Source organism: Burkholderia pseudomultivorans (assembly GCF_902499075.1).
GTDB lineage: Bacteria > Pseudomonadota > Gammaproteobacteria > Burkholderiales > Burkholderiaceae > Burkholderia > Burkholderia pseudomultivorans.
Genome location: NZ_CABVPP010000088.1, coordinates 1 through 19,690, shown reverse-complemented (window position 1 = coordinate 19,690; position 19,690 = coordinate 1). Strand labels below are relative to the sequence as shown.

The following is a 19,690-nucleotide window of genomic DNA, read 5'->3' as shown; positions in this document are numbered from 1 at the left end:
CCGCCCGGCTCGCGATCGAGCGGCGCATCGGCCGTGCGCGCGCTTGCGCGACGCCGGACGCCGCCGCGCGCGATGCGCGTCCGCGCCTGCCGTCGCGCGAGCGGCGAAGCGCGCGTCGGCGCGACGCGGTCTCGCAGGCGATCGGGCAACGGGGACACGGTGACCTCGGACATCGAACGGCGCTCCTGTGTGCAACCCGTGCGCACCGACGTGCGCGCGGGCCTCATGGCGCGCGATCGAAGCAAGTGCCGCGCCTGCCCGGCGCGGATCCATGCCGCGTCGACGATGCGGCCGCCGCTCCGACGCGCATTTTTTACAAGGACGGTTGCACCGGCCGCGCGGCGTCGCGCGCGCAGCCGGCACGCGCGATGCGCGCGAAGCGCGTCCCGTTCCGACAGGAGGCATTCGATGACCCGTCCCACCCCGCTCGACACCGATACGCGCGGCGAAGATCGCGGCGACAGCACGCCGGGCCCCGAAGGCAAGCGCGGCGGCACCGCGACGCCGCCGCCGCGCAGCGCGCGCGATCCGGCCGAGGGCAAGCCGCAGTCGGACGATGCGCGGCCCGGCGCGCAACCGGCCGATCACGGCGACCGCGCCGCTGACAAGGACTGACGGACAGCCACGCGACCGGCGTCACGTCAGCAGAAATGACAACGCGTTGAAAAACCGCGGGCGCACGCGGCCGCGGCCGCCCGCGCGGCGCGCGCCGCACTACGGGCCCGCGACGTGCTCGGCATCCGGCGCAACCGTCGTCCACTTACACACGGAGGCTTCATGTTCATTCACAACACCCGATTGCAGTACACGGTGCGCGTCGACGCACCGAACCCCGGTCTCGCCAACCTGCTGCTCGAACAGTTCGGCGGGCCGCAGGGCGAACTCGCCGCCGCGATGCGCTACTTCACGCAGGCGATCACCGAGGAAGATCCGGGCCGCAAGGACATGCTGTTCGACATCGCGACCGAGGAGCTGAGCCACCTCGAAGTGATCGGATCGCTCGTCGCGATGCTTAATCGCGGCGCGAAGGGCGAACTCGCGGAAGCGGTCGACGAGCAGGCCGAGCTGTACCGCAAGCTGAACGGCGCGGGCAACGACAGCCACGTGACGCAGCTGCTGTACGGCGCCGGCTCGCCGCTGACGAACTCGGGCGCGGTGCCGTGGAGCGCGGCCTACATCGACACGATCGGCGAGCCGACGGCCGACCTGCGCTCGAACATCGCGGCCGAGGCGCGCGCGAAGATCATCTACGAACGGCTGATCAACGTGTCGGACGATCCGAGCGTGCGCGAAGCGCTCGGCTTCCTGATGACGCGCGAGGTCTCGCACCAGAAGTCGTTCGAGAAGGCGCTCTACGCGATCACCGCGAACTTCCCGCCGGGCAAGCTGCCGCCGATGGAGCCGTACGACCGCGTGTACTTCCGGATGCAGGAAGGCGCGGAGCCGATGCCGGGCCCGTGGAATCGCGGCGATGCGCTGTCGGTGCGGCGCGGCGAGCCGGCCGTCGACGGTGGCGACGGCCTCGCGACGGGCGCGGTCGATCCGACGCAGTCGCAGGCGCTCGAAGCGATGGCGCGCCGGCTCGCGTCTGACCCGAACTGCGATCCGACGACCGGTGCCGAGCTCGGTGCCGGTGCACCGCACGACAGCACGACGTCGCCGGTGCCGCCGGTGTCCGGCACGCCGGGCACGCCGGGCGTGTAACCCGCACGAGGCGCGTACGCGCGCCTCGGCCCGCGCTCATCCCAACGACAGGAGAACGAGACATGGCAAGCGAAGCGAACGTAGTAGACGAGCGGTTGATGGAATGGCTGCGCGACGCGCACGCGATGGAGGAACAGGCCGAGACGATGCTGTCGTCGATGGCCGGCCGGATCGAACATTATCCGGACATCAAACGGCGCATCGAGCAGCACATCGAGGAAACGCGCGAACAGGCGCGGCTGATCCGCAGCTGCATCGAGCGGCGCGGCGGTTCGGTCTCGACCATGAAGGATCTCGGCGCGAAGACGATGGCCTGGGTGCAGGGCATGTCGGGGATGTTCGTGTCCGACGAGATCGTCAAGGGCGGCATGGCGAGCTACATGTTCGAGCATTTCGAGATCGCCGCGTACCGCAACCTGATCGAGGCCGCGCGCGTGGCCGGCGACATCGAGACGCAGACGATCTGCGAGCGCATCCTGCCCGAAGAGCAGGCGATGGCGGCCTGGCTCGAGCACAACATGGCGGGCGTCGTGCGCACGTATCTCGCGCGCGAAATGCGTCCGAACACGACGGCGAAACGCTGAGGGCGCGCGGCCGGCCGCGCCGCCGCGGCGCGTGCGACCGGCCGCTTCGCGCCGTCCGGCGGGCCGCTGCGGCGGGCATGCGGCTTGCGCGATGCTCAGCCATGAACACCTTCGCCGCCTGCCCGCTACCCGACATGAAACTGCCCGATCCCGCCGACTTTCCGGTTCGCGCGGTCCCGCTCGCGCCGCTGGCGAAGGAACGCGCGACGGTGCTCTGTCATCGCAACGGCCGCGTGTTGCTGGTCGCGCGCCGGCCGTCGTCGCGCTGGACGCTGCCGGGCGGCGTGATCCGCCGCGGCGAATCCGCGCTCGACGCCGCGCATCGCGAGCTGCACGAAGAAACGGGACTGACGGGGCTCGACCTCGCGTATTTCTTCTACGTCGACGGCAACGTAAAACGCCATCACGTGTTCGTCGTCGATCTGCCGCCCGGCATGCATGCGTGCCCGGGCCGCGAGATCGCGCTGTGCCGGTGGGTGCCGATCGACGCGGTGACGCGCTGGCCGGCCAGCGCGCCGACGCAGCGCATCGTCCATCAGCTCGCGCAGCTGCGCGGCATCGCGAGCGCGCACGCGCCGGCGGCGCTCACGCGCGGTCCGTGCCGCCCGCCTTTGCAGTCAGCGCCGTAACCGATTGCTCGGGCTCGCGTGCGAGCCCCTGCGCGAACACCTTCAGCCCTTCGAGCAGCGGCGTGATTGCTTCCCACAGCGCGTCGTCGTTGAGCAGCCGGTAGACGCCGCGCACGCCCGGCGCGACATGTTCGTGCTCGGCCGGCTGCCACGTGCCGATGTGGCGCAATGCGTCGGCGGCCGCGAACATCGTCTTGCCGAACTGTTCGGGCGGCACGCGCGAGAGCGCCATCACGAGCATCGCGAGGTTCTGCACGCCGGTCTGCGTGCCGGGCTTGTCGAGCGCGCCGACCAGCACCTCGGCGATCTTCGCGTTCGCGCTGACCACGTCGTTCGCGAAACGCAGGAAGCCGTGACGGTGCAGGCTGCCGAGCAGGCGCTCGAGCGCATCGTGCGCATTCGGTTCGGAGGGAGGGGGCGTCGTATCGTCAGGCAGGCGTTCGGCCATCGGCTGTTCTCCGGAACGGGCGCCGCCGCGAGCGGCGCGACAGGAACACCCGCGGCAGGTCCGCCGCGGGGCGAATGACGGCGCACCGGCGCGGGCGGCCGGCGCGGCGTCGTGCGGGGGGCGCGGCGCGACGCTGCGGGACATCATCGCACGACGCAAGGTCGCGCTCGCCCGGCGCGGACGCACGCCGACGAACGCTGGCGGGCGGGCGGCGGCGCGCGAGTGTCGCGCACGCCGCCGCGCCGGAACGCATCAGCTCGCGCCGTCGCCCGCGTCCGCGCGGTACTCGCTGCGCGTGCCGAGCCCGTCGTCGACGGTCCGCACGCCGTCGACGGCCGATACGCCGTCGACGATCGCCTGCCGCTCGGCTTCGTCGATCGCGCCGCTGAGCCGCACATGACCGTCCTCGACGCTCACGTCGATGTCGTGCGGACGACCGGTGAGCCGCGCGAGTTCGGCGCGCACGCGTGCCGCGATCAACGCGTCGTCCACCTGCTCGGGCTGCCAGTGCTGGCGCAGGCCCGTGATCGCGCTGCGCGCGCGCTCGGTTGCCTGTTTCGCGCAGCTGCTCGCGTAGTCGACGACACCGTGTCCGCCGGCCGCGGCCTTGTCGCAGACGTACGCGCGTCGGCGGCGGCCCGACGCCGGATCGAGGAAGTACATCGCGAGCGCGCCGCATGCGACGGCCGCAGCAAGATTCATCAGCGGTTTCAGACGAGTCTGGGATTCCATGGCAACACCGTACGCAATACCCGGGGACGGCCGGGCTTCGCGGCCTACGCAGCACACGCCGTTCCTCGATCGCGCGCGAAGCGGGCAAACCGCAGCGGCTACACGCGCCGCATCGGCCGCGCATCGCGCATCGCGCGCTGGGCACACGGCGCGCGGCAGTCCGCGCTCAGCGCGATGCCGCGCGCCGCGCACATCGCCAGCCGCGCAGGCACTCCTCCGCATACGGAATCACAGCGAACACGAGCACGGCAGCGAGCAGCACGACGATGTAAAGCGGCTCGGTCGGCCGCCAGCGCAGCGCGAAGTCGGTCGCCTGCACGCCGTCGCGCAACCGTGCGGGCAGCACGATCCACGCAATCAGCGACAGCGCGACGAGCGGCATCATTTCGAGAAAGCTGTGCACGTGCTGCTCGAACGGCGACACGTCGCGCCGCGACACCGCGTAGCGCACGTCGGCCAGCGCGGTGAATTCGTGCAGCACGAAGCCGGCCGCCATCAGCGCGAGCACGGTCAGATCGATTTCGAACAGCAGCGCGACGAGCAGCGGAATGCCGACTTCGACGAGCTGCGCGACATGCAGCAGCGACTCGCGCAGGCCCGACGTCGACGCGATTTGCGAGCGGCGATGGCAGAGCCAGTCGACGAAGCCGGCCGCGATCCAGAGCGGCAGCACGAAGAAGCGCAGATAGCCGTCCGCGAGTTCGGTCGCGCTCATCGGCACGCGTTCGCAGCGCGGCGAACGAAATGACAAACGCTTGAAAAATGCGGATGTCGGGCGCGCCCGCGCGATGCGGCAGTGCGGAAAAGCACTTGGGTCACGACGCGTCCCGCGGCGCGTCGGCCATGTCGCGCACGCGCGCGCAATCTTCCTCGAGGCCTTCGCGCGTGCCCGCCCGCTTCGCGAGTTTCATGTACGCCTGCGCGAGCTGGTTCAGCTCCTCCTCCGACGCATCCTCGATGCCGATCAGCCGGTCGCTCGCGGAACGCGTCGCCGCGACGAGCTCGTCGAGCTTCAGATGCAGCGCGACGCTGTCGCGGTTCTGGTTCCGCTGCAGCAGGAACACCATCAGGAACGTGATGATCGTCGTGCCCGTGTTGATCACGAGCTGCCACGCGTCCGAATAGTGAAACAGCGGGCCGCTGACGAGCCACAGCAGCGTCACGGCGACGGCCGAGCCGAAGGCGATCGGCGAGCCGGCCCACGCGGTGACGCCGGACGCGAAACGCTCGAATGCGCGCGTGACGGGATGCGGGCCCGACGCACGGTCGGTCTCGTGACGGTCAGCCGCGTCCGGCCGGACGCGGGATGAATCGTTCGCTTCGCGCATGACACCTCCCGGATGGAACAAATGAGCGCACCCGCGCACGGGCCGCGCCGCCGCCGCAACGTGGGGCGCGGGGTACGGTCCCGATGCGGGCGTCGACGCTGTAAGAAGCAACCGGCATGCCTGCGCCGTCGCGCAGCGCGCGGTAGGTGTTACGTCGGGTGTCGCGCAGGGCACGCCCGGCGTGCCCGGCATGCATGTGAGGCGTGAGGGGCATGACCGGCTTGAGGCGTGCGAAGCATGTGCTTCGTGTGTCCCGTGCGCGTCGTTTCCGTCGTTTGCGTCATGCGCGCGGCGCGGCCGTCTGCGTCCGTCTGCCTCGCCTGCCTCGCCTGCCTCGCCTGCCTCGTCTGCGTCGTGCGCGCCCCGTGTGCATCGTGTGCGTGGCGCGCAGTCCCTGCACCCTCACCGCGGCGCGTGCGTATCCTCGTCGTCCGGGAAATACCGCGTATCGGTCCACTGCGCGATCCCATCGAGATCCGGGAAAATCGTCGCGACGCTGACACCGACGCGCGCAAGTTCATGCCGAATCGCCGCGAACCGCTTGCCCGGCACGACGATGCGCGTGAGGCGCCCCGCGAAGTCCGGCTGCTCGTCGAGCGGCGCGAAGCACTGCGCGTCGGCGTCGTAGCTATGGATCGTGAACCAGCCGTCCTGCGCGGTGATGCGCGGCATCACGTGGCGCGGCCGGAACACTTTCGTGCGCGTGACGCTGAGCGGCGCGCGCCGCTCGGCGATCGTCGCGATGTCGTCGGCGTCGTGACGCAGACACCAGACGACACCGTCGACGCCCGCCTCCGACGCACTTCTGACCGCGAACCACAGCGCGGCGAGCGCGCTGCCGGACCAGTCGAGCAAGCGCGTGCGCATCCCGTGCTGCTGCGCGATCGCGAGCCAGTCGCACGCGTCGAGATTCGGCGCCGGTTCGAGATGCGGCAGCGCACTGCGCATGAATTCGTCGAGCATCCGCGCTTCGATATCGGGCGTCGAGCGCCCGCGCGCGATGCTCGGCGCGAGCGCCCAGCCCGCGTTGCACTGTCCACGAAAGAGCCGCGCGGCACGGCCGTCGTCCTGCGCGCCGATGCGCGCCATGTAGTCGGCGACGCTGTCGATCGTTTCGCCCGCGTCGCGTGCGCGTTCGCGTCCCATCCGTCGTCTCCCCATACCTCGGCCGCGGCAGCGGCGGTCGTCACATATGCTCGTACCCGGCGTCGCCGCGCACCTTGCCGCGGAACACCCAGTACGACCAGCCCACATACATCAGCAGCACCGGCAGCATGAACGCGGTGCCGATCATCAGGAATTCCTGCGACATCTGCGCCGACGCGGCCGACCACAGCGTCACCGACGGCGGCGCGACGTGCGGCCACAGGCTGATCGTGAGCCCCGAGAAGCCGAGAAAGAACAGCCCGATCGACGCGACGAACGGCAGCACCTCGCCGCGGCCATTCAGCGCGCGCCAGGCGAGCCACGCGAGCAGCGCCGTCAGCACCGGCACCGGCGAGAAGAACAGCAGGTTCGGCCACGCGAACCAGCGTGCGGCGATCGCCGGATCGGCGAACGGCGTCCAGATGCTGACCGCGACGATGAACACGATCACGCCGAGCAGCGCGTGGCGCGCGGCGCGCCGTGCGGCGAGCTGCAGCGGCCCTTCGGTCTTCATCACGAGCCAGGTCGCGCCGAGCAGCAGATAGCCGACGACGAGCCCGGCCGCGGTCAGCAGCGGAAACGGCGCGACCCAGTCCCAGCTCGTGCCGGCGAAACGGCCGTCGACGACGCGAAAACCCTGCACGAACATGCCGAGCACCGCGCCCTGCGCGGCGGTCGCGACGAGCGAGCCGCACGCGAACGCGCCGCTCCAGAGCCGCTTGCGCGCGCCGACCACGCCGCGAAACTCGAACGCGACGCCGCGAAACAGCAGCCCGAGCAGCATCAGCAGCACCGGAAAGTAGACGCCCGGCACGACGACCGAGAACGCGCCCGGAAACGCGGCAAGCAGCAGCGTGCTGCCGAGCACGAGCCAGGTTTCGTTGAAGTCCCACACCGGCGATACCGACGCGATCATGCGGTCGCGCTCCGCTTCGTCGCGGCGCCAGAAGAACAGCATCCCGACGCCGAGATCGAAGCCGTCGAGCAGCACGTACATCAGCACCGACAGCGCGAGCACGCCGGCCCACAGCGGTACGAGATCAAGCCCTGTCATCATTCGCTCCCGGTGGTTGCGCGCCGCTGTCCGAGACGGCCGACAGCGGCCGCGCGGGCCGCTCCGAGACGGCGGCGGCCGGCGTTCCCGCATGCGCGGGCGCCGTGTCGGGCCCGAGCCGCACGAGCCGGCGCAGCAGCACGAAGCCCGCGCCGAAGATTGCCAGATAGCCGATCGCATAGAGCGCGAACGACAGCGCGACGTCGCCCGTCGTCAGCGACGGCGTGACCGAGTCGGCCGTGCGCATCAGCCCGTAGACGGTCCACGGCTGCCGGCCGGCTTCGGTCGTGGTCCAGCCCGCCAGCACCGCGACGAAACCGATCGGCATCGCGAAGCGGCACGCGTGCAGCCAGCCGCGTGCCGCGTACAGTTTGCGTCCGCGCCAGAGCGTGAGCCCGCGCACGACGATCGCGAGCATCACGATGCCGAGCCCGACCATCAGATGGAACGCGAAGAACACGACCGGCACCGACGGACGCTGGTCGCGCGGCCAGTCCTTCAGGCCGTGCACGAGCCCGTTCCAGTCGTGCGTCAGATACAGGCTGCCGAGGCGCGGAATCGATAGCTCGAAGCGGTTCGTCTCGCGCGCCTGATCGGGCCACGCGAACAGCGTCGCGCGCACGCCGCGGCCGGTGTCCCACAGCCCTTCCATCGCCGCGAGCTTCACCGGCTGATGCGCGAGCGTGTTGAGCCCGTGCGCGTCGCCGAGCGCGATCTGCACGGGCACGGCGATCGTCAGGAACCACAGCCCCATGCGCACCATCACGCGGCTTTCGTCGGGCGCGCGCCGCTGCAGCAGATAGTGCGCGCCGACCGCGAGCACGACGAATGCGGTCGTTACCAGAAACGCGGTGACCGTATGCGCGAGCCGGAACGGGAACGACGGGCTCAGCAGCACCGACAGCACGCTGTCCGGATAGAAGCGGCCGTCGACGATCCGGTAGCCGGTCGGCGTCTGCATCCAGCTGTTGACCGCGAGAATCCAGAACGACGACAGCAGCGTGCCGAGCGCGACGAGCACGGCCGACGTCGCATGTGCCCACGGCGGCACGCGCCGGCGGCCGAACAGCAGCACGCCGAGAAACGCCGATTCGAGAAAGAACGCGGTCAGCACCTCGTACGCCATGAAGCCGCCGACGACGTTCGACGTCGCCGCGACGAACCGGCTCCAGTTCGTGCCGAACTGGAACGGCATCACGATGCCCGATACGACGCCCATGCCGAACGACACCGCGAAAATCCGCAACCAGAATGTCGACAGCCGCAGATACACCGCGCGCCGCGTCGCCCAGTGCAGCACCTCGAGCGTCGCGATGAAGCACGACAGGCCGACCGTAAACGCGGGCAGCAGGATATGAAACGCGATCACCCAGGCGAACTGGAATCGCGACAGCAGCAATGCATCGATGTCCATGGGACCTCCGGTCCGGCGCGACAGCGCGGTCGCGATGCGCGTTCACGGCGTCGCGCCGTGCGCCTTCTGCCAGCGCTCCATCAGCGCGATCTCGTCGCGCTGCGCGGCGACGATGCGGCTCGCGAGCTGCCGCAGCGTCGGATCCTTGCCGTATTTCAGCTCGACCTGCGCCATGTCGATCGCGCCCTGATGATGCGGCGCCATGTGCGAGACGAAATCGCGATCGGCGTCGCCCGTATAGCGCGCGGCGTCCATCGCTTCCATCATCCGGTGGTCCGCGCGCTGGAACGCCTGCGTCGACGAATCGGGCACGACGGTCGGGTCGGTCGGCCGCAGCTGCGCGGCGGCCGGCATCGCGGCGGCGCCCGCCGCGAGCGCCGCGCAGGCGGCCGCGCAGCGCAGCGGGCGGACGAATCGGTGGGTATGAATCGGCATGACGAACCTCCTTGTCGAATGAAAGGCGGCGCGGTGCGCGGCCCGGCGCGAGGCGCGCAGGCACCGTGCCCGCGCGCCGGCATACCGATCGCGATCGCGCGCCGTTCAGCGGCGCCGCGCACGCGCGTGTCCTTCGCCCCGCGCGACGAGCGTGCGGATGCGATCGGCGGTGCGGCACGCGATCGCCTGAATCGTCAGCGACGGATTCACGCCGCCGACGGTCGGAAACACGGAGCCGTCGCAGACCCACAGGTTCGGGATGTCCCAGCTCCGGCAATCGGCATCGACGACGCTCGTCGCCGGATCGTCGCCCATGCGCACGGTGCCGGCGAGATGGCAGGTGTCGTCCTCCTCGTGCCAGATGTCGCGCGCGCCGGCCGCCTCGAGCGCGCGCGACATCTGCGCGAGCGCGTGGCGGATCATGCGCCGGTCGTTGTCGTCGTACGCGTAGGTCACGCGTGCGACCGGCAGCCCGTATGCGTCGCGCTCGTCGGCGAGCGTCACGCGGTTGTCCGCGCGCGGCAGCGTCTCGCCGACGATCTTCAGCCCCGCCTGGAAGTTGTAGCGCGCCATCTCGCGCTTGAGCGCATCGCCCCACAACCCGCGCGACGCGAGCTTGCGCGCCCATTCGATCGGCAGCGGCCCCTGGCTCATCCAGCAGTAGCCGCCGAAGAAGTCCTTGCCTTCGTCGACGTAGTTCCAGTGCTCGGTCAGCGACAGCGACGGCGGCCCCTTGTACCAGCGCACCTCGTCGTCCATCGTCCCCCACGACGCCTGGTTCAGCTGCGCCATCAGATAGCGGCCGACGAGGCCCGAGCTGTTGGCGAGCCCGTGCGGATGGCGGCCGTTCGCGGACAGCAGCAGCAGCCGCGGGCTCTCGATCGCATAGCCCGCGACCACGACGTTGCGCGCACGCTGAAACCGCGTGCGGCCGTCGCGGCGATAGTGCACGCCCGTCACGCGATCGCCTTCGGCCTCGATGCGCAGCGCCATCGCGAGGTCGCGCACTTCGGCGCCGGCTGCGACCGCACGCGGAATCCACGTGACGAGCGCGCTCTGCTTCGCGTTCGTCGCGCAGCCGGCGATGCAGAAGCCGCGATACACGCACGGATGCGCGCGGCCGCGCGGCGCGGACAGCGTGGCGAGCGGCGTCGGCGTCCAGTCCATGCCGAGCGCCTCGGCACCGCGCGCGAGCACCAGCGCGGCGGCGTTCAGCTCATGCGCGCGATATGGATAGCGCGGGCGCGGCGGCCCCCACGGATAGCGGACGGGGCCGCTGATCTTCAGCGCCTGCTCGACCTCGCGGTAGTAATGCCACATCTCGCGCCAGTCGAGCGGCCAGTCGACGCCGTAGCCGAGCGCGCTGCGCGAGCGGAACCATTCGGGCCGGAACCGCAGCGACACCATCGCGAAGTGCACGGTGCTGCCGCCGATCGCGCGGCCGCTGTTGTTGGTGCCGAGCGTCAGCGGATCGGCGCCGTCGCAGATCCGTTCGTCGGTCCAGAACAGCTTGCGCTGGTGCGACTCGTCCGACGCGAACTCCTCGAGCGGCCGCCACCATGCGCCCGCGTCGAGCGCGACGACCGAATAGCCGTATTCCGCGAGCTTGCACGCGAGCGTACCGCCGCCGGCGCCGGTGCCGACGATCACGAAGTCGACCGGATCGTCGTCGCGGAACATTCGCATCGGCGACCAGCCGCCGACGCGCAGCGGGTCCGGCGCGCGGCCGTCGCAGCCGCGCGGCGTCGTCGCGGACAGCGGCGCGTCAGCGGCCATCGTCGTCGCCTCCGACGCGCGCTTCCCACGGATCGCGCCGATTGAAGTCCATCCGCACGTAGCCGCGCGGGCTCGCGGGGCCGCCGAAGCCGATCTCGTTCCATGCGTACGGATGGCTGTAGTACGCACCGCAGATGTCCATCAGCACGCGTTTCGCGAAGAACGTGCGCGCGTCCATGCCGGCCCAGGCGGCGCGATCCGCGGCATCGATCTCGCCGCGCTGCACCGTGCGCAACAGCGCGTCGGCCGTGTCGCCGTCGAGCGATGCGAACGACGCGCGATGCGCGCGATGCGCCATCGCGTCGAGCGCCGCAAGGCCGATCTGCCATGCGTCGCGCAGCGGCGGCAGCCGCGCGTCGCGAAAGCCGTCGCCTTCGTCGTTCGCGAGCCGCGCATCGATCAGCGCGGCGGTCGGTATCGCATCGCTGCCGGCCGGCTGCGGCGCAATCCGCGCGCACAGTGCGCGCAGTGTCGCGAACCGCTCGGCGTCGAGCGCGCGCGGCGCGGTGGCCGCGACTTTCAGCCGCGCGTCGATCGCGCGACGCGTCGCGTCGTTCCACGAGGGCGTGTCGCGTTTCGCGAGCACGTCGTAATCGGGATAGCGCGGCAGCATCGCCGCGCGCTCGTTGTCGCGCTTCATCGTCCCTCCCGTTCGGCCAGCGCGGTCGCCGCCAGGCCAGCGATCGCGAGTGCCGTAAAGGCCGGCGGCGCAGGCAGCGGCGGACCGGACAGCACGTTCTGCGACCAGTTGCGCCAGCCGCCCATCTGCCGCGCGACGCCGCGCGCATGGAACGCGACGCCGACGAGCCCAAGCAGCGCGGTCGTGCGCATCCAGAACCGGCAGAACGGCCGTGCGGCGCGCGGGCGCGACAGCGCGACGTGCGCGGCCGCGAGCGCGGCGACCGGCGGCGCGATCAGCGGCGCGAACATCGCGCGATGCTGGAACGCGCCGCGAAAATGCAGCAGCCCGACCTCGCCGAGCGTGCCGACCAGGCCCGCGGCGACGAGCCCTGCGAGCACACGGCCCGCAGGGCGGCCGCCGATGTGCGGCGCAGCGGCCGGCGAGTCGCGCATCCGTTCGCCGGCCGCGCCGAGCGCGCCGGACAGCAGCAGCGCGACCGGTGCGCCGAGTGGCGCGCCGTAGAACAGGTTGTGCCAGCTGAAGCGGCCCACACGTTTCGTCACGTTGTACAGATGGAATGCGGAACCGGCGAGGCCGGTCGCCGCGGACGCGACGTGCACCGCATCGCGCAGCCGATGCCGCGCGGGCGTGTCGTCCGCGTGACCGTGCACGCTCGCGATCACCGACAGCGTCGACATCACGAGCGGCGCGACCATCGCGCGGTTGTGAAAGGTGCCGCGATAGTGCTCGACGCCGCTGTCGGCCAATACCGAGCCGGCCAGCAGCAGCGCGCTGCGGTTCAGCAGCCGCGCGGCATCGCGCAGCAGCTGCTCGTCGCGCGCGGTCGCGGGCGGACGGAAAACGCGCATCGTGCCTCCTGGTCCTTCAGATCGTTCGGGTCGTTCAGATCGCATAACGTTGCGCATCGGCCGTCCTCAGTTCGAGACCGAGTCCCGGTCTTCCCGCATCGATCTCGAGCGCGCCGTCGCTCAGCGGCGGCGCACCGTCGAACAGCATGCGTTCGATGCGCACGTGATCGTGAAACCACTCGACGTGCCGCATGCGCGGCGCGACGCAGCCGACGTGCCGATGCAGCGCGGGCGCGCAATGCGCGGACAGGTCGACGTGGTACGCGTCGGCGAGCGCGCCCGCCGCGAGAAACCCGCTGACGCCGCCGCAGCGCGTCGCGTCGGCCTGCAGCACGTCGACCGCGCCCGCTTCGAGCAGGCGCCGGAAGTCGTCGGGCGTATACGCGTATTCGCCGGCCGCGACGTCGACACGCGCGCCGACGTGCTCGCGCACGAACCGCAGCCCGGCGACGTCGTCGCTGCTGACGGGCTCCTCGAACCAGCGGACGTCGTATCGTGCGGCGCGATCCGCGAACGCGAGCGCGGTGCGCGCCGAGTACGCGCCGTTCGCATCGACGAACAACGCGACGTCGGCGCCGAGCGCGTCGCGTGCGGTCTGCAGCCGCGCCGGGTCGCACGCGTCCTGCACGCCGATCTTGATCTTGCACGCGCGAATGCCTTCGTCGCGCCAGCCGCCGAGCTGCGCGGCGAGCGTCGCCGCGTCGTACGTCGTGAAGCCGCCGCTGCCGTAGACCGGCACGCGTTCGCGACGGCGGCCGAGCAGTGTCGCGAGCGGCACGCCGGCGAGCTTCGCCTTCGCGTCCCAGAGCGCGACGTCGAGTGCCGAGATCGCGGTCGCTGCGACGCCCGCGCGGCCGACGTTGCGCACCGCGCGCCACAGCGCGTCGACGGCGGCCGGCACGTCGGCGAGCGGACGGCCGCGCAGCACGTCCGCGAGCAGCGAGGTCGCGAGCGCCGCGGCACTCGCATCGGTGTACGTATAGCCGAGCCCCGTCACGGGCCCCGCGTCGATTTCGACGACCACGATCGTCGTGGCGGTCCACGCATAGGTACCGTCGGCCTCCGGCCGGTCGGTCGGCACGCGATACGCGCGCGCCCGCACGTCGCCGAGGGCCGGCGCATCGGAAAGACTCATCGTTGCGCTCCGTGGGTGCGTGTCGTCGCGCATGCAACCTGCATACCTGTCAGCTTCGCGCGGCACGCCGCTTGCGCCGCGGCACGCTCATCGCCGCGCGCCGGCAGGGCTGCGCGCGGGTCACCGCAAACCAAGGAGAAACGGCATGGCGACAGTGGCGGATTTCATCGTCGAACGGCTGTACGACTGGGGCGTGCGCCGCGTGTACGGCTACCCGGGCGACGGCATCAACGGGTTTTTCGGTGCGCTGAACCGCGCAGAGGGCAAGATCGAATTCGTGCAGGCGCGGCACGAGGAGATGGCGGCCTTCATGGCGTCCGCGCATGCAAAATTTACAGGCGAACTCGGCGTCTGCGTCGCGACGTCGGGGCCGGGCGCCGCCCACCTCGTGACGGGCCTGTACGACGCGCGCCTCGATCATATGCCGGTGCTCGCGATCGTCGGCCAGCAGGCGCGCGCAGCGCTCGGCGGCCATTACCAGCAGGAAGTCGATCTGCCGGCACTGTTCAAGGACGTCGCGGGTGCGTTCGTGCAGCTCGCGACGGTGCCGGGCCAGGTGCGCCACCTCGTCGATCGCGCGGTGCGCACCGCGCTCGGCGCGCGCGCGGTCACCGCGCTCGTGCTGCCGAACGATCTGCAGGAGCTCGACTATGCGGCGCCGAAGCGCGCGCACGGCACCGTGCATTCGGGCATCGGCTATACGCGCCCGAAGGTCGTGCCCTATGCGGACGATCTGCAGCGCGCGGCCGACGTGCTGAACGCCGGTTCGAAGGTCGCGATGCTGGTCGGCGCCGGCGCGCTCGACGCGACCGACGAGGTGATCGCGGTCGCGGACCGGCTCGGTGCGGGCGCCGCGAAGGCGCTGCTCGGCAAGGCCGCGCTGCCCGACGATCTGCCGTGGGTCACGGGCTCGATCGGGCTGCTCGGCACGAAGCCGAGCTATTCGCTGATGAGCGAATGCGACACGCTGCTGATGGTCGGCTCCGGCTTCCCCTATTCGGAATTCCTGCCGAAGGAAGGCCAGGCGCGCGGCGTGCAGATCGATCTGAAGGCCGACATGCTGAGCCTGCGCTTTCCGATGGAGGTCAATCTGGTCGGCGACAGCGCCGAGACGCTGCGCGCACTGCTGCCGCTGCTGAACGCGCGACACGACACCGCATGGCGCGACCGCATCGCGCAGTGGAACGACGAATGGCGCGACACGCTGGCCGCGCGCGCGGCCGCGAGCGCGAGCCCCGGCCGCGGCGTGAACCCGCAGCGCGCGTTCACCGAACTGTCGCCGCGGCTGCCCGACGACGTGATCCTGACGAGCGATTCGGGCTCGTGCGCGAACTGGTACGCGCGCGACCTGATGATGCGGCGCGGGATGATGGGCTCGCTGTCCGGCGGCCTCGCGTCGATGGGCGCGGCCGTGCCGTACGCGATCGCCGCGAAGTTCGCGCATCCCGTGCGGCCCGTGATCGCGCTGGTCGGCGACGGCGCGATGCAGATGAACAACATGGCCGAGCTGATCACGGTGTCCAAATACTGGCGCACATGGGCGGACCCGCGCTGGATCTGCATGGTGCTCAACAACGAGGACCTGAACCAGGTCACGTGGGAGCAGCGCGTGATGGAAGGCGATCCGAAGTTCGACGCGTCGCAGCAGATTCCGAACGTACCCTACTCGCGCTTCGCGACGCTGCTCGGGCTGAAGGGCATCTACGTCGACGATCCGGCGCAGCTCGGCGCGGCCTGGGACGAAGCGCTCGCATCGGACCGGCCCGTCGTGCTCGAAGTCAAGAGCGACCCCGAAGTGCCGCCGCTGCCGCCGCACGTGACGCTGCAGCAGGCGAAGCATTTCGCGGAGACGCTGCTCAAGGGCGATTCGCGCGAGCACAACGTGATCGTCGAAACCGCGCGGCAGGTGCTGTCGGCCGTATTGCCGGGCAACGGCGAGCGCGGCGGCGGCAAGAAAGAAACGTAAGCGCACGTGGCGCCGGCGTGCCGCGTTCGGCGGCGCCCGGCCGCCCTAGGCCACGCCGACGTCGTCCTGCTGCACGTCGCACTGCAGCGCGAGCGCCGCGTTCACGAGCGCGACGTGGGCGAGCGTAAACGGAAAATTGCCGCACATCCGGCGCGTGTGCACGTCGTACTCCTCGGACAGCAACCCGACGTCGTTGCGCAGCGCGAGCAGCCGCTCGAACAGCGCGTGCGCGTCGTCGTCGCGGCGCTGCAGGCGGTACACCTGCACGAGCCAGAACCCGGCCGCGACGAACGCGCCCTCGTCCCCTTCGCAACCGTCGGCGAAACGCTCGGGACGATAGCGAAACGGCAGCCCGTCCTCGAGCAGTTCGCGCTCGATCGCGGCGACGGTCGCCGCGACACGCGGATCGCGCGCGTCGAGCATCCCGCTCAGCGGAATCAGCAGCAGGCTCACGTCGAGGCCGTCGCCGTCGAAGCGATCGACGAAGCGCCCGAGCTTCGCGTGATAGCCGCGCGCGAGCACCTCGTCGCGCACGGTGTCGGCCCAGCGGCGCCACTCGTCGAGCGGCGCGTGATGACCGAACGCGCGCGCCGAACGGTACGCGCTTTCGACCGCGGCCCACACCATCGCCTTCGACGACGTGAACTGATGGCGGCCGCTGCGCACTTCCCAGATCCCTTCGTCGGGCTCGCGCCAGATCGTCGCGAGATGGTCGATCAGCCGCCGCTCGAGCAGCCACGCGTCGTCGTCGGGCGGCAGCCCGTGACGGCGCGCCTGATAGAGCGCGCCGAGCACTTCGCCGTACACGTCGAGCTGCTGTTGCTGCGCGGCCGCGTTGCCGAAGCGCACCGGCCGGGCGCCGCCGTAGCCGGCCAGGTGCTCCGCATGCCATTCGTCCGCGCGGCGGCTGCCGTCGGCCGCATAGAGCACCTGCAGCTGCGACGGATGATCGGCGATCGCGCGCACGAGCCAGTCGCGCCAGCCGGCCGCCTCGTCGCGATAGCCGCAGCGCGCGAGCGCGCGCAGCGTGAAGCTCGCGTCGCGCAGCCAGCAGAACCGGTAGTCCCAGTTGCGCGCGCCGCCGAAGCGCTCGGGCAGCGAACTCGTGGGCGCGGCGACGATGCCGCCGGTGCGCCGGCTCGTCAGCAGCTTGATCGTGATCAGCGCGCGTTCGATCGCGTCGCCGTACGACCCCTGCGCGGCGTTGCAGCGCGACCACGCGCGCCAGAACGCGTGCGTGTCGCGCAGCGACGCATACGCGTCGGGTACGACCGGCGCGCGGTCGTACGAGCGCGCATAGCTGATGCAGATATCGATGCGCTCGCCGGCCGCGATCGTCGGCGTGCCGACCAGGCGGTCGTCCTGCACCTCGAGCCGCGCGTCGGCGTCGACCCACATCGCGTCGCCGCCCGTCATCATCCGCCAGCGTCGGCCGAAGCGCCGGCACCACGGCAGCGCATAGCCGTAGTCGAAGCGCACGCCGAGCTCGACGTCGAGCGCGACGCGCCCGTGCTCGCCGCGCACGCTGCGGATCAGACACGGATCGTCGGCGGCCCAGCTCATCCAGTCGATCACGACGATGCGGCCCGACGACGTGTCGAACGTCGTTTCGAGAATCGCGGTGCCGGGCAGATAGCGGCGCGTCGCGCGCGCGTCGGGATCGCGCGGCGCGAGCCGGAACCGGCCGTTCTCGGGCGTGCCGATCAGCGCGGCGAAGCACGGCGGCGAATCGAAGTCAGGCCAGCACAGCCAGTCGATGCTGCCGTCGCGCGCGACGAGCGCCGCGCTTCGGCCGTCGCCGATCGGCGCGTAGTCCTCGATCGGCGTCGCGCTCATCGATTCAGCTTCCGCGCGGCCGCGACGCCGGCCGCGACCAGCACGAACGCCGCGCCGAATGCGAGCGCGCGCGCCGATCCGAGCGCGCCGTCGGCGCCCGTGCGGTGCGCCTCGTCGGTGAACGCGCCGCGCGTCGCATGCCCTTCCGGCACCGTCTCCCAGAGGTTCGACGCGCGCACGCCGGCCGGCTCCGCGCGTTGCTGGCCGCGCACGGCCGTGTATGCGAGATAGCGGTCGAAGCAGCCGGGCGCGACGCCGTTCGCGAGGATCGCCGCGAGCGAGGACCAGCCGACCCAGCGCTCGCGGCACGGCCGATGGGCGGCGCGCACGATCGCATCGGCCGCGACTTCCGGCGCGTACACCGGCGCGACGGGCCGCGGCTTGTTCGGCAGTTCCGATTCGGCCCAATCGAACTGCGGCGTATCGATCGCGGGCAGTTGCACCATCGTCACGCGTATGCGGCTGCCGTCGTGCAGCAGCTCGCAGCGCAGCGCGTCGGTGAAGCCGCGGATCGCATGCTTCGCGCCGCAATATGGCGCCTGTAGCGGAATCGACCGGTACGCGAGCGCCGAGCCGACCTGCACGATCGTGCCGCGATCGCGCGTGCGCATGCGCGCCAGCGCCGCGCGTGTGCCGTTTACGCAGCCGAGATAGGTGACGTCGGTCACGCGCGCAAAATCCTCCGGCGCGATCGCGTCGAACGGCGCGAACACGGTGACCATCGCGTTGTTGACCCAGACGTCGAGCGGCCCGAGCTCGCGCTCGATGCGCTCGGCGGCCGCATCGAGCGCGGCGGCGTCGCTGACGTCGACCGCGATCGGCAGCGCCTGTACGCCGTACGCCCGCACTTCCGCGGCGGCATCCTCGAGTGCGCGCGGATCGCGCGCCAGCAGCGCGACGTTCGCGCCGCGCCGGGCAAAGGCATGGGCGGTCGCGCGGCCGACGCCGGCACTCGCGCCCGTGATCGCGACGGTTTTCACGTTCGTTTCCTCCGATCTGCTCCGTGGCCCGCGCGTCGCCGCAGCCGTGCGCACGCCGCGCGCCAGGACGCGGGCGACGGAGCAACCGGCATGCCGCGCGCCGGCCGGCGCAGGCGATCCGGCCGCACGGCGCGCGCGCCCGCCCGATTTACAACGCCGCTGTAACGCGGCCGCCGCCGCACGCGCGCATGCGTCGCGCGTCGCACTCGCCGCGCGCGCGCACGGAAATTGCTGCACGGCCTGTCGCCGTCGTCATCCGCCGAATTCGGCAAGGAGTCGCGTTGCCGGTCCCGCTTTTCCCGAACGCGCGCCGCGTCGCGTGCGCCGCCGCGTGCATCGTTGCGTCCGCAGCGAGTTCACGCGCGCAGGCCGCCGCCGAACCGCTACCGCTCGCGTATGTCGCGCATGCGGCGGGCCCCGCCGCGCGGCCGGTGTTCGTGCTCGGGTGGGCGCTGCTTGCGCTTTGCACGTTCGTCTGCATCGCGATCGCGACGCTGCTCGCGCTCGCGCTGTTTCGCCGCCGCAAACGCGAGGCGCGCGGCGGCGACGGCGTGCGCTTCGTCGCGATCGGCAGCGCGGTATCGGCCGTGCTGCTGTTCGGCGCGCTCGTCTACATGCTGCGCGTGCTCGGCGCGGTCGCCTATCCGCCGCGCCCGCCCGCGCTGACGATCACCGTGATCGCGCACGACTGGTGGTGGGCCGTGCGCTATCCGGGCGAACCGGCGCTCGTCACCGCGAACGAAATCCATATTCCGGTGGGCGAGCCGATCGCGATCGAACTGAAGAGCGCGGACGTCATTCACGCGTTCTGGGTGCCGCAGCTCGCGGGCAAGACCGAGACGATTCCCGGCCAGACGAACCGGCAGTGGCTGCAGGCCGACGAGCCCGGCGTCTATCGCGGCCAGTGCTCGCAGTACTGCGGCGCGCAGCACGCGCACATGGCGTTCGACGTGGTCGCGCAGCCGCCCGACGCGTTTCGGGCGTGGCTCGACGCGCAGCGCCAGCCGGCCGCCGCACCGCGCGCGGGCGCGG

The 19,690-nt window shown here is 71.2% G+C and carries 20 protein-coding genes; 6 read left to right on the top strand and 14 right to left on the bottom strand.

Annotated elements, in window-relative coordinates:
• Positions 1 to 408 precede the first annotated feature (408 nt).
• The 4 genes from BST28156_RS32655 (at position 409) to BST28156_RS32640 (ending at position 2,917) form a co-directional block, all read left to right on the top strand.
• Positions 409 to 615 carry a hypothetical protein gene (locus tag BST28156_RS32655; protein WP_012464939.1) on the top strand — a complete coding sequence of 69 codons (207 nt, stop codon included), beginning with the start codon at positions 409 to 411 and terminating at the stop codon, positions 613 to 615.
• A 162-nt stretch (positions 616 to 777) separates the two neighbouring features.
• Positions 778 to 1,704, top strand: coding sequence for a manganese catalase family protein (locus BST28156_RS32650; RefSeq protein WP_006417408.1), 927 nt, complete (start codon positions 778 to 780; stop codon positions 1,702 to 1,704).
• Between the two features lie 62 nt (positions 1,705 to 1,766).
• On the top strand, positions 1,767 to 2,288 hold the full coding sequence (locus tag BST28156_RS32645) for a ferritin-like domain-containing protein (protein ID WP_006398988.1): 522 nt from the start codon (positions 1,767 to 1,769) through the stop codon (positions 2,286 to 2,288).
• A 134-nt stretch (positions 2,289 to 2,422) separates the two neighbouring features.
• Positions 2,423 to 2,917 (top strand): NUDIX hydrolase, encoded by a 495-nt coding sequence (locus BST28156_RS32640; RefSeq protein ID WP_038442088.1) that lies wholly within the window; start codon positions 2,423 to 2,425, stop codon positions 2,915 to 2,917.
• Here BST28156_RS32640 and BST28156_RS32635 read toward each other — a convergent pair.
• The 12 genes from BST28156_RS32635 to BST28156_RS32580 form a co-directional block, all read right to left on the bottom strand.
• Positions 2,874 to 3,365, bottom strand: coding sequence for a DUF1641 domain-containing protein (locus BST28156_RS32635; protein WP_012217921.1), 492 nt, complete (start codon positions 3,363 to 3,365; stop codon positions 2,874 to 2,876). The genes BST28156_RS32640 and BST28156_RS32635 overlap by 44 nt on opposite strands.
• A 252-nt stretch (positions 3,366 to 3,617) precedes the next feature.
• On the bottom strand, positions 3,618 to 4,097 hold the full coding sequence (locus BST28156_RS32630; RefSeq protein WP_006412911.1) for a BON domain-containing protein: 480 nt from the start codon (positions 4,095 to 4,097) through the stop codon (positions 3,618 to 3,620).
• Between the two features lie 166 nt (positions 4,098 to 4,263).
• Positions 4,264 to 4,812 carry a hypothetical protein gene (locus tag BST28156_RS32625; RefSeq protein ID WP_012217920.1) on the bottom strand — a complete coding sequence of 183 codons (549 nt, stop codon included), beginning with the start codon at positions 4,810 to 4,812 and terminating at the stop codon, positions 4,264 to 4,266.
• A 100-nt stretch (positions 4,813 to 4,912) separates the two neighbouring features.
• Positions 4,913 to 5,425, bottom strand: a complete 513-nt coding sequence (locus BST28156_RS32620) for a low affinity iron permease family protein (protein ID WP_012217919.1) — start codon at positions 5,423 to 5,425, stop codon at positions 4,913 to 4,915.
• Positions 5,426 to 5,827: 402 nt separating this feature from the next.
• Entirely contained in the window at positions 5,828 to 6,571 is a 744-nt protein-coding gene (locus BST28156_RS32615) for an FRG domain-containing protein (RefSeq protein WP_012217918.1), read from the bottom strand.
• A gap of 40 nt (positions 6,572 to 6,611) precedes the next feature.
• Positions 6,612 to 7,625 carry a cytochrome d ubiquinol oxidase subunit II gene (locus BST28156_RS32610; protein WP_012217917.1) on the bottom strand — a complete coding sequence of 338 codons (1,014 nt, stop codon included), beginning with the start codon at positions 7,623 to 7,625 and terminating at the stop codon, positions 6,612 to 6,614.
• The gene (locus tag BST28156_RS32605; protein ID WP_012217916.1) at positions 7,612 to 9,039 is read right to left on the bottom strand and encodes a cytochrome ubiquinol oxidase subunit I; all 1,428 of its coding nucleotides are present in this window, start codon (positions 9,037 to 9,039) and stop codon (positions 7,612 to 7,614) included. The genes BST28156_RS32610 and BST28156_RS32605 overlap by 14 nt, the downstream gene beginning before the upstream one ends.
• A 42-nt stretch (positions 9,040 to 9,081) precedes the next feature.
• Positions 9,082 to 9,474, bottom strand: coding sequence for a CopM family metallochaperone (gene copM, locus BST28156_RS32600; protein WP_012217915.1), 393 nt, complete (start codon positions 9,472 to 9,474; stop codon positions 9,082 to 9,084).
• Positions 9,475 to 9,579: 105 nt separating this feature from the next.
• Positions 9,580 to 11,250, bottom strand: a complete 1,671-nt coding sequence (locus BST28156_RS32595; protein WP_060098092.1) for a GMC family oxidoreductase — start codon at positions 11,248 to 11,250, stop codon at positions 9,580 to 9,582.
• Positions 11,240 to 11,890 (bottom strand): gluconate 2-dehydrogenase subunit 3 family protein, encoded by a 651-nt coding sequence (locus BST28156_RS32590; protein WP_012217913.1) that lies wholly within the window; start codon positions 11,888 to 11,890, stop codon positions 11,240 to 11,242. The genes BST28156_RS32595 and BST28156_RS32590 overlap by 11 nt, the downstream gene beginning before the upstream one ends.
• Positions 11,887 to 12,741, bottom strand: a complete 855-nt coding sequence (locus tag BST28156_RS32585; RefSeq protein ID WP_012217912.1) for a hypothetical protein — start codon at positions 12,739 to 12,741, stop codon at positions 11,887 to 11,889. Before BST28156_RS32585 ends, BST28156_RS32590 begins: the two co-directional genes overlap by 4 nt.
• Positions 12,742 to 12,775: 34 nt before the next feature.
• Positions 12,776 to 13,876, bottom strand: a complete 1,101-nt coding sequence (locus tag BST28156_RS32580; protein WP_012217911.1) for an enolase C-terminal domain-like protein — start codon at positions 13,874 to 13,876, stop codon at positions 12,776 to 12,778.
• A gap of 145 nt (positions 13,877 to 14,021) precedes the next feature.
• Here BST28156_RS32580 and BST28156_RS32575 point away from each other — a divergent pair, with 145 nt between their 5' ends.
• Positions 14,022 to 15,842 (top strand): thiamine pyrophosphate-requiring protein, encoded by a 1,821-nt coding sequence (locus tag BST28156_RS32575; protein WP_012217910.1) that lies wholly within the window; start codon positions 14,022 to 14,024, stop codon positions 15,840 to 15,842.
• Positions 15,843 to 15,887: 45 nt separating this feature from the next.
• Here the strand turns inward: BST28156_RS32575 and BST28156_RS32570 are convergent, their stop codons facing one another.
• Positions 15,888 to 17,678 carry a glycoside hydrolase family 15 protein gene (locus tag BST28156_RS32570; RefSeq protein ID WP_012217909.1) on the bottom strand — a complete coding sequence of 597 codons (1,791 nt, stop codon included), beginning with the start codon at positions 17,676 to 17,678 and terminating at the stop codon, positions 15,888 to 15,890.
• Entirely contained in the window at positions 17,675 to 18,658 is a 984-nt protein-coding gene (locus BST28156_RS32565; protein ID WP_012217908.1) for an SDR family oxidoreductase, read from the bottom strand. Before BST28156_RS32565 ends, BST28156_RS32570 begins: the two co-directional genes overlap by 4 nt.
• A gap of 281 nt (positions 18,659 to 18,939) precedes the next feature.
• On the opposite strand from BST28156_RS32565, the gene coxB reads away from it, so the two are divergent.
• A partial coding sequence (coxB, locus tag BST28156_RS32560; protein WP_174904398.1) for a cytochrome c oxidase subunit II occupies positions 18,940 to 19,690 on the top strand: 751 nt, incomplete at its 3' end.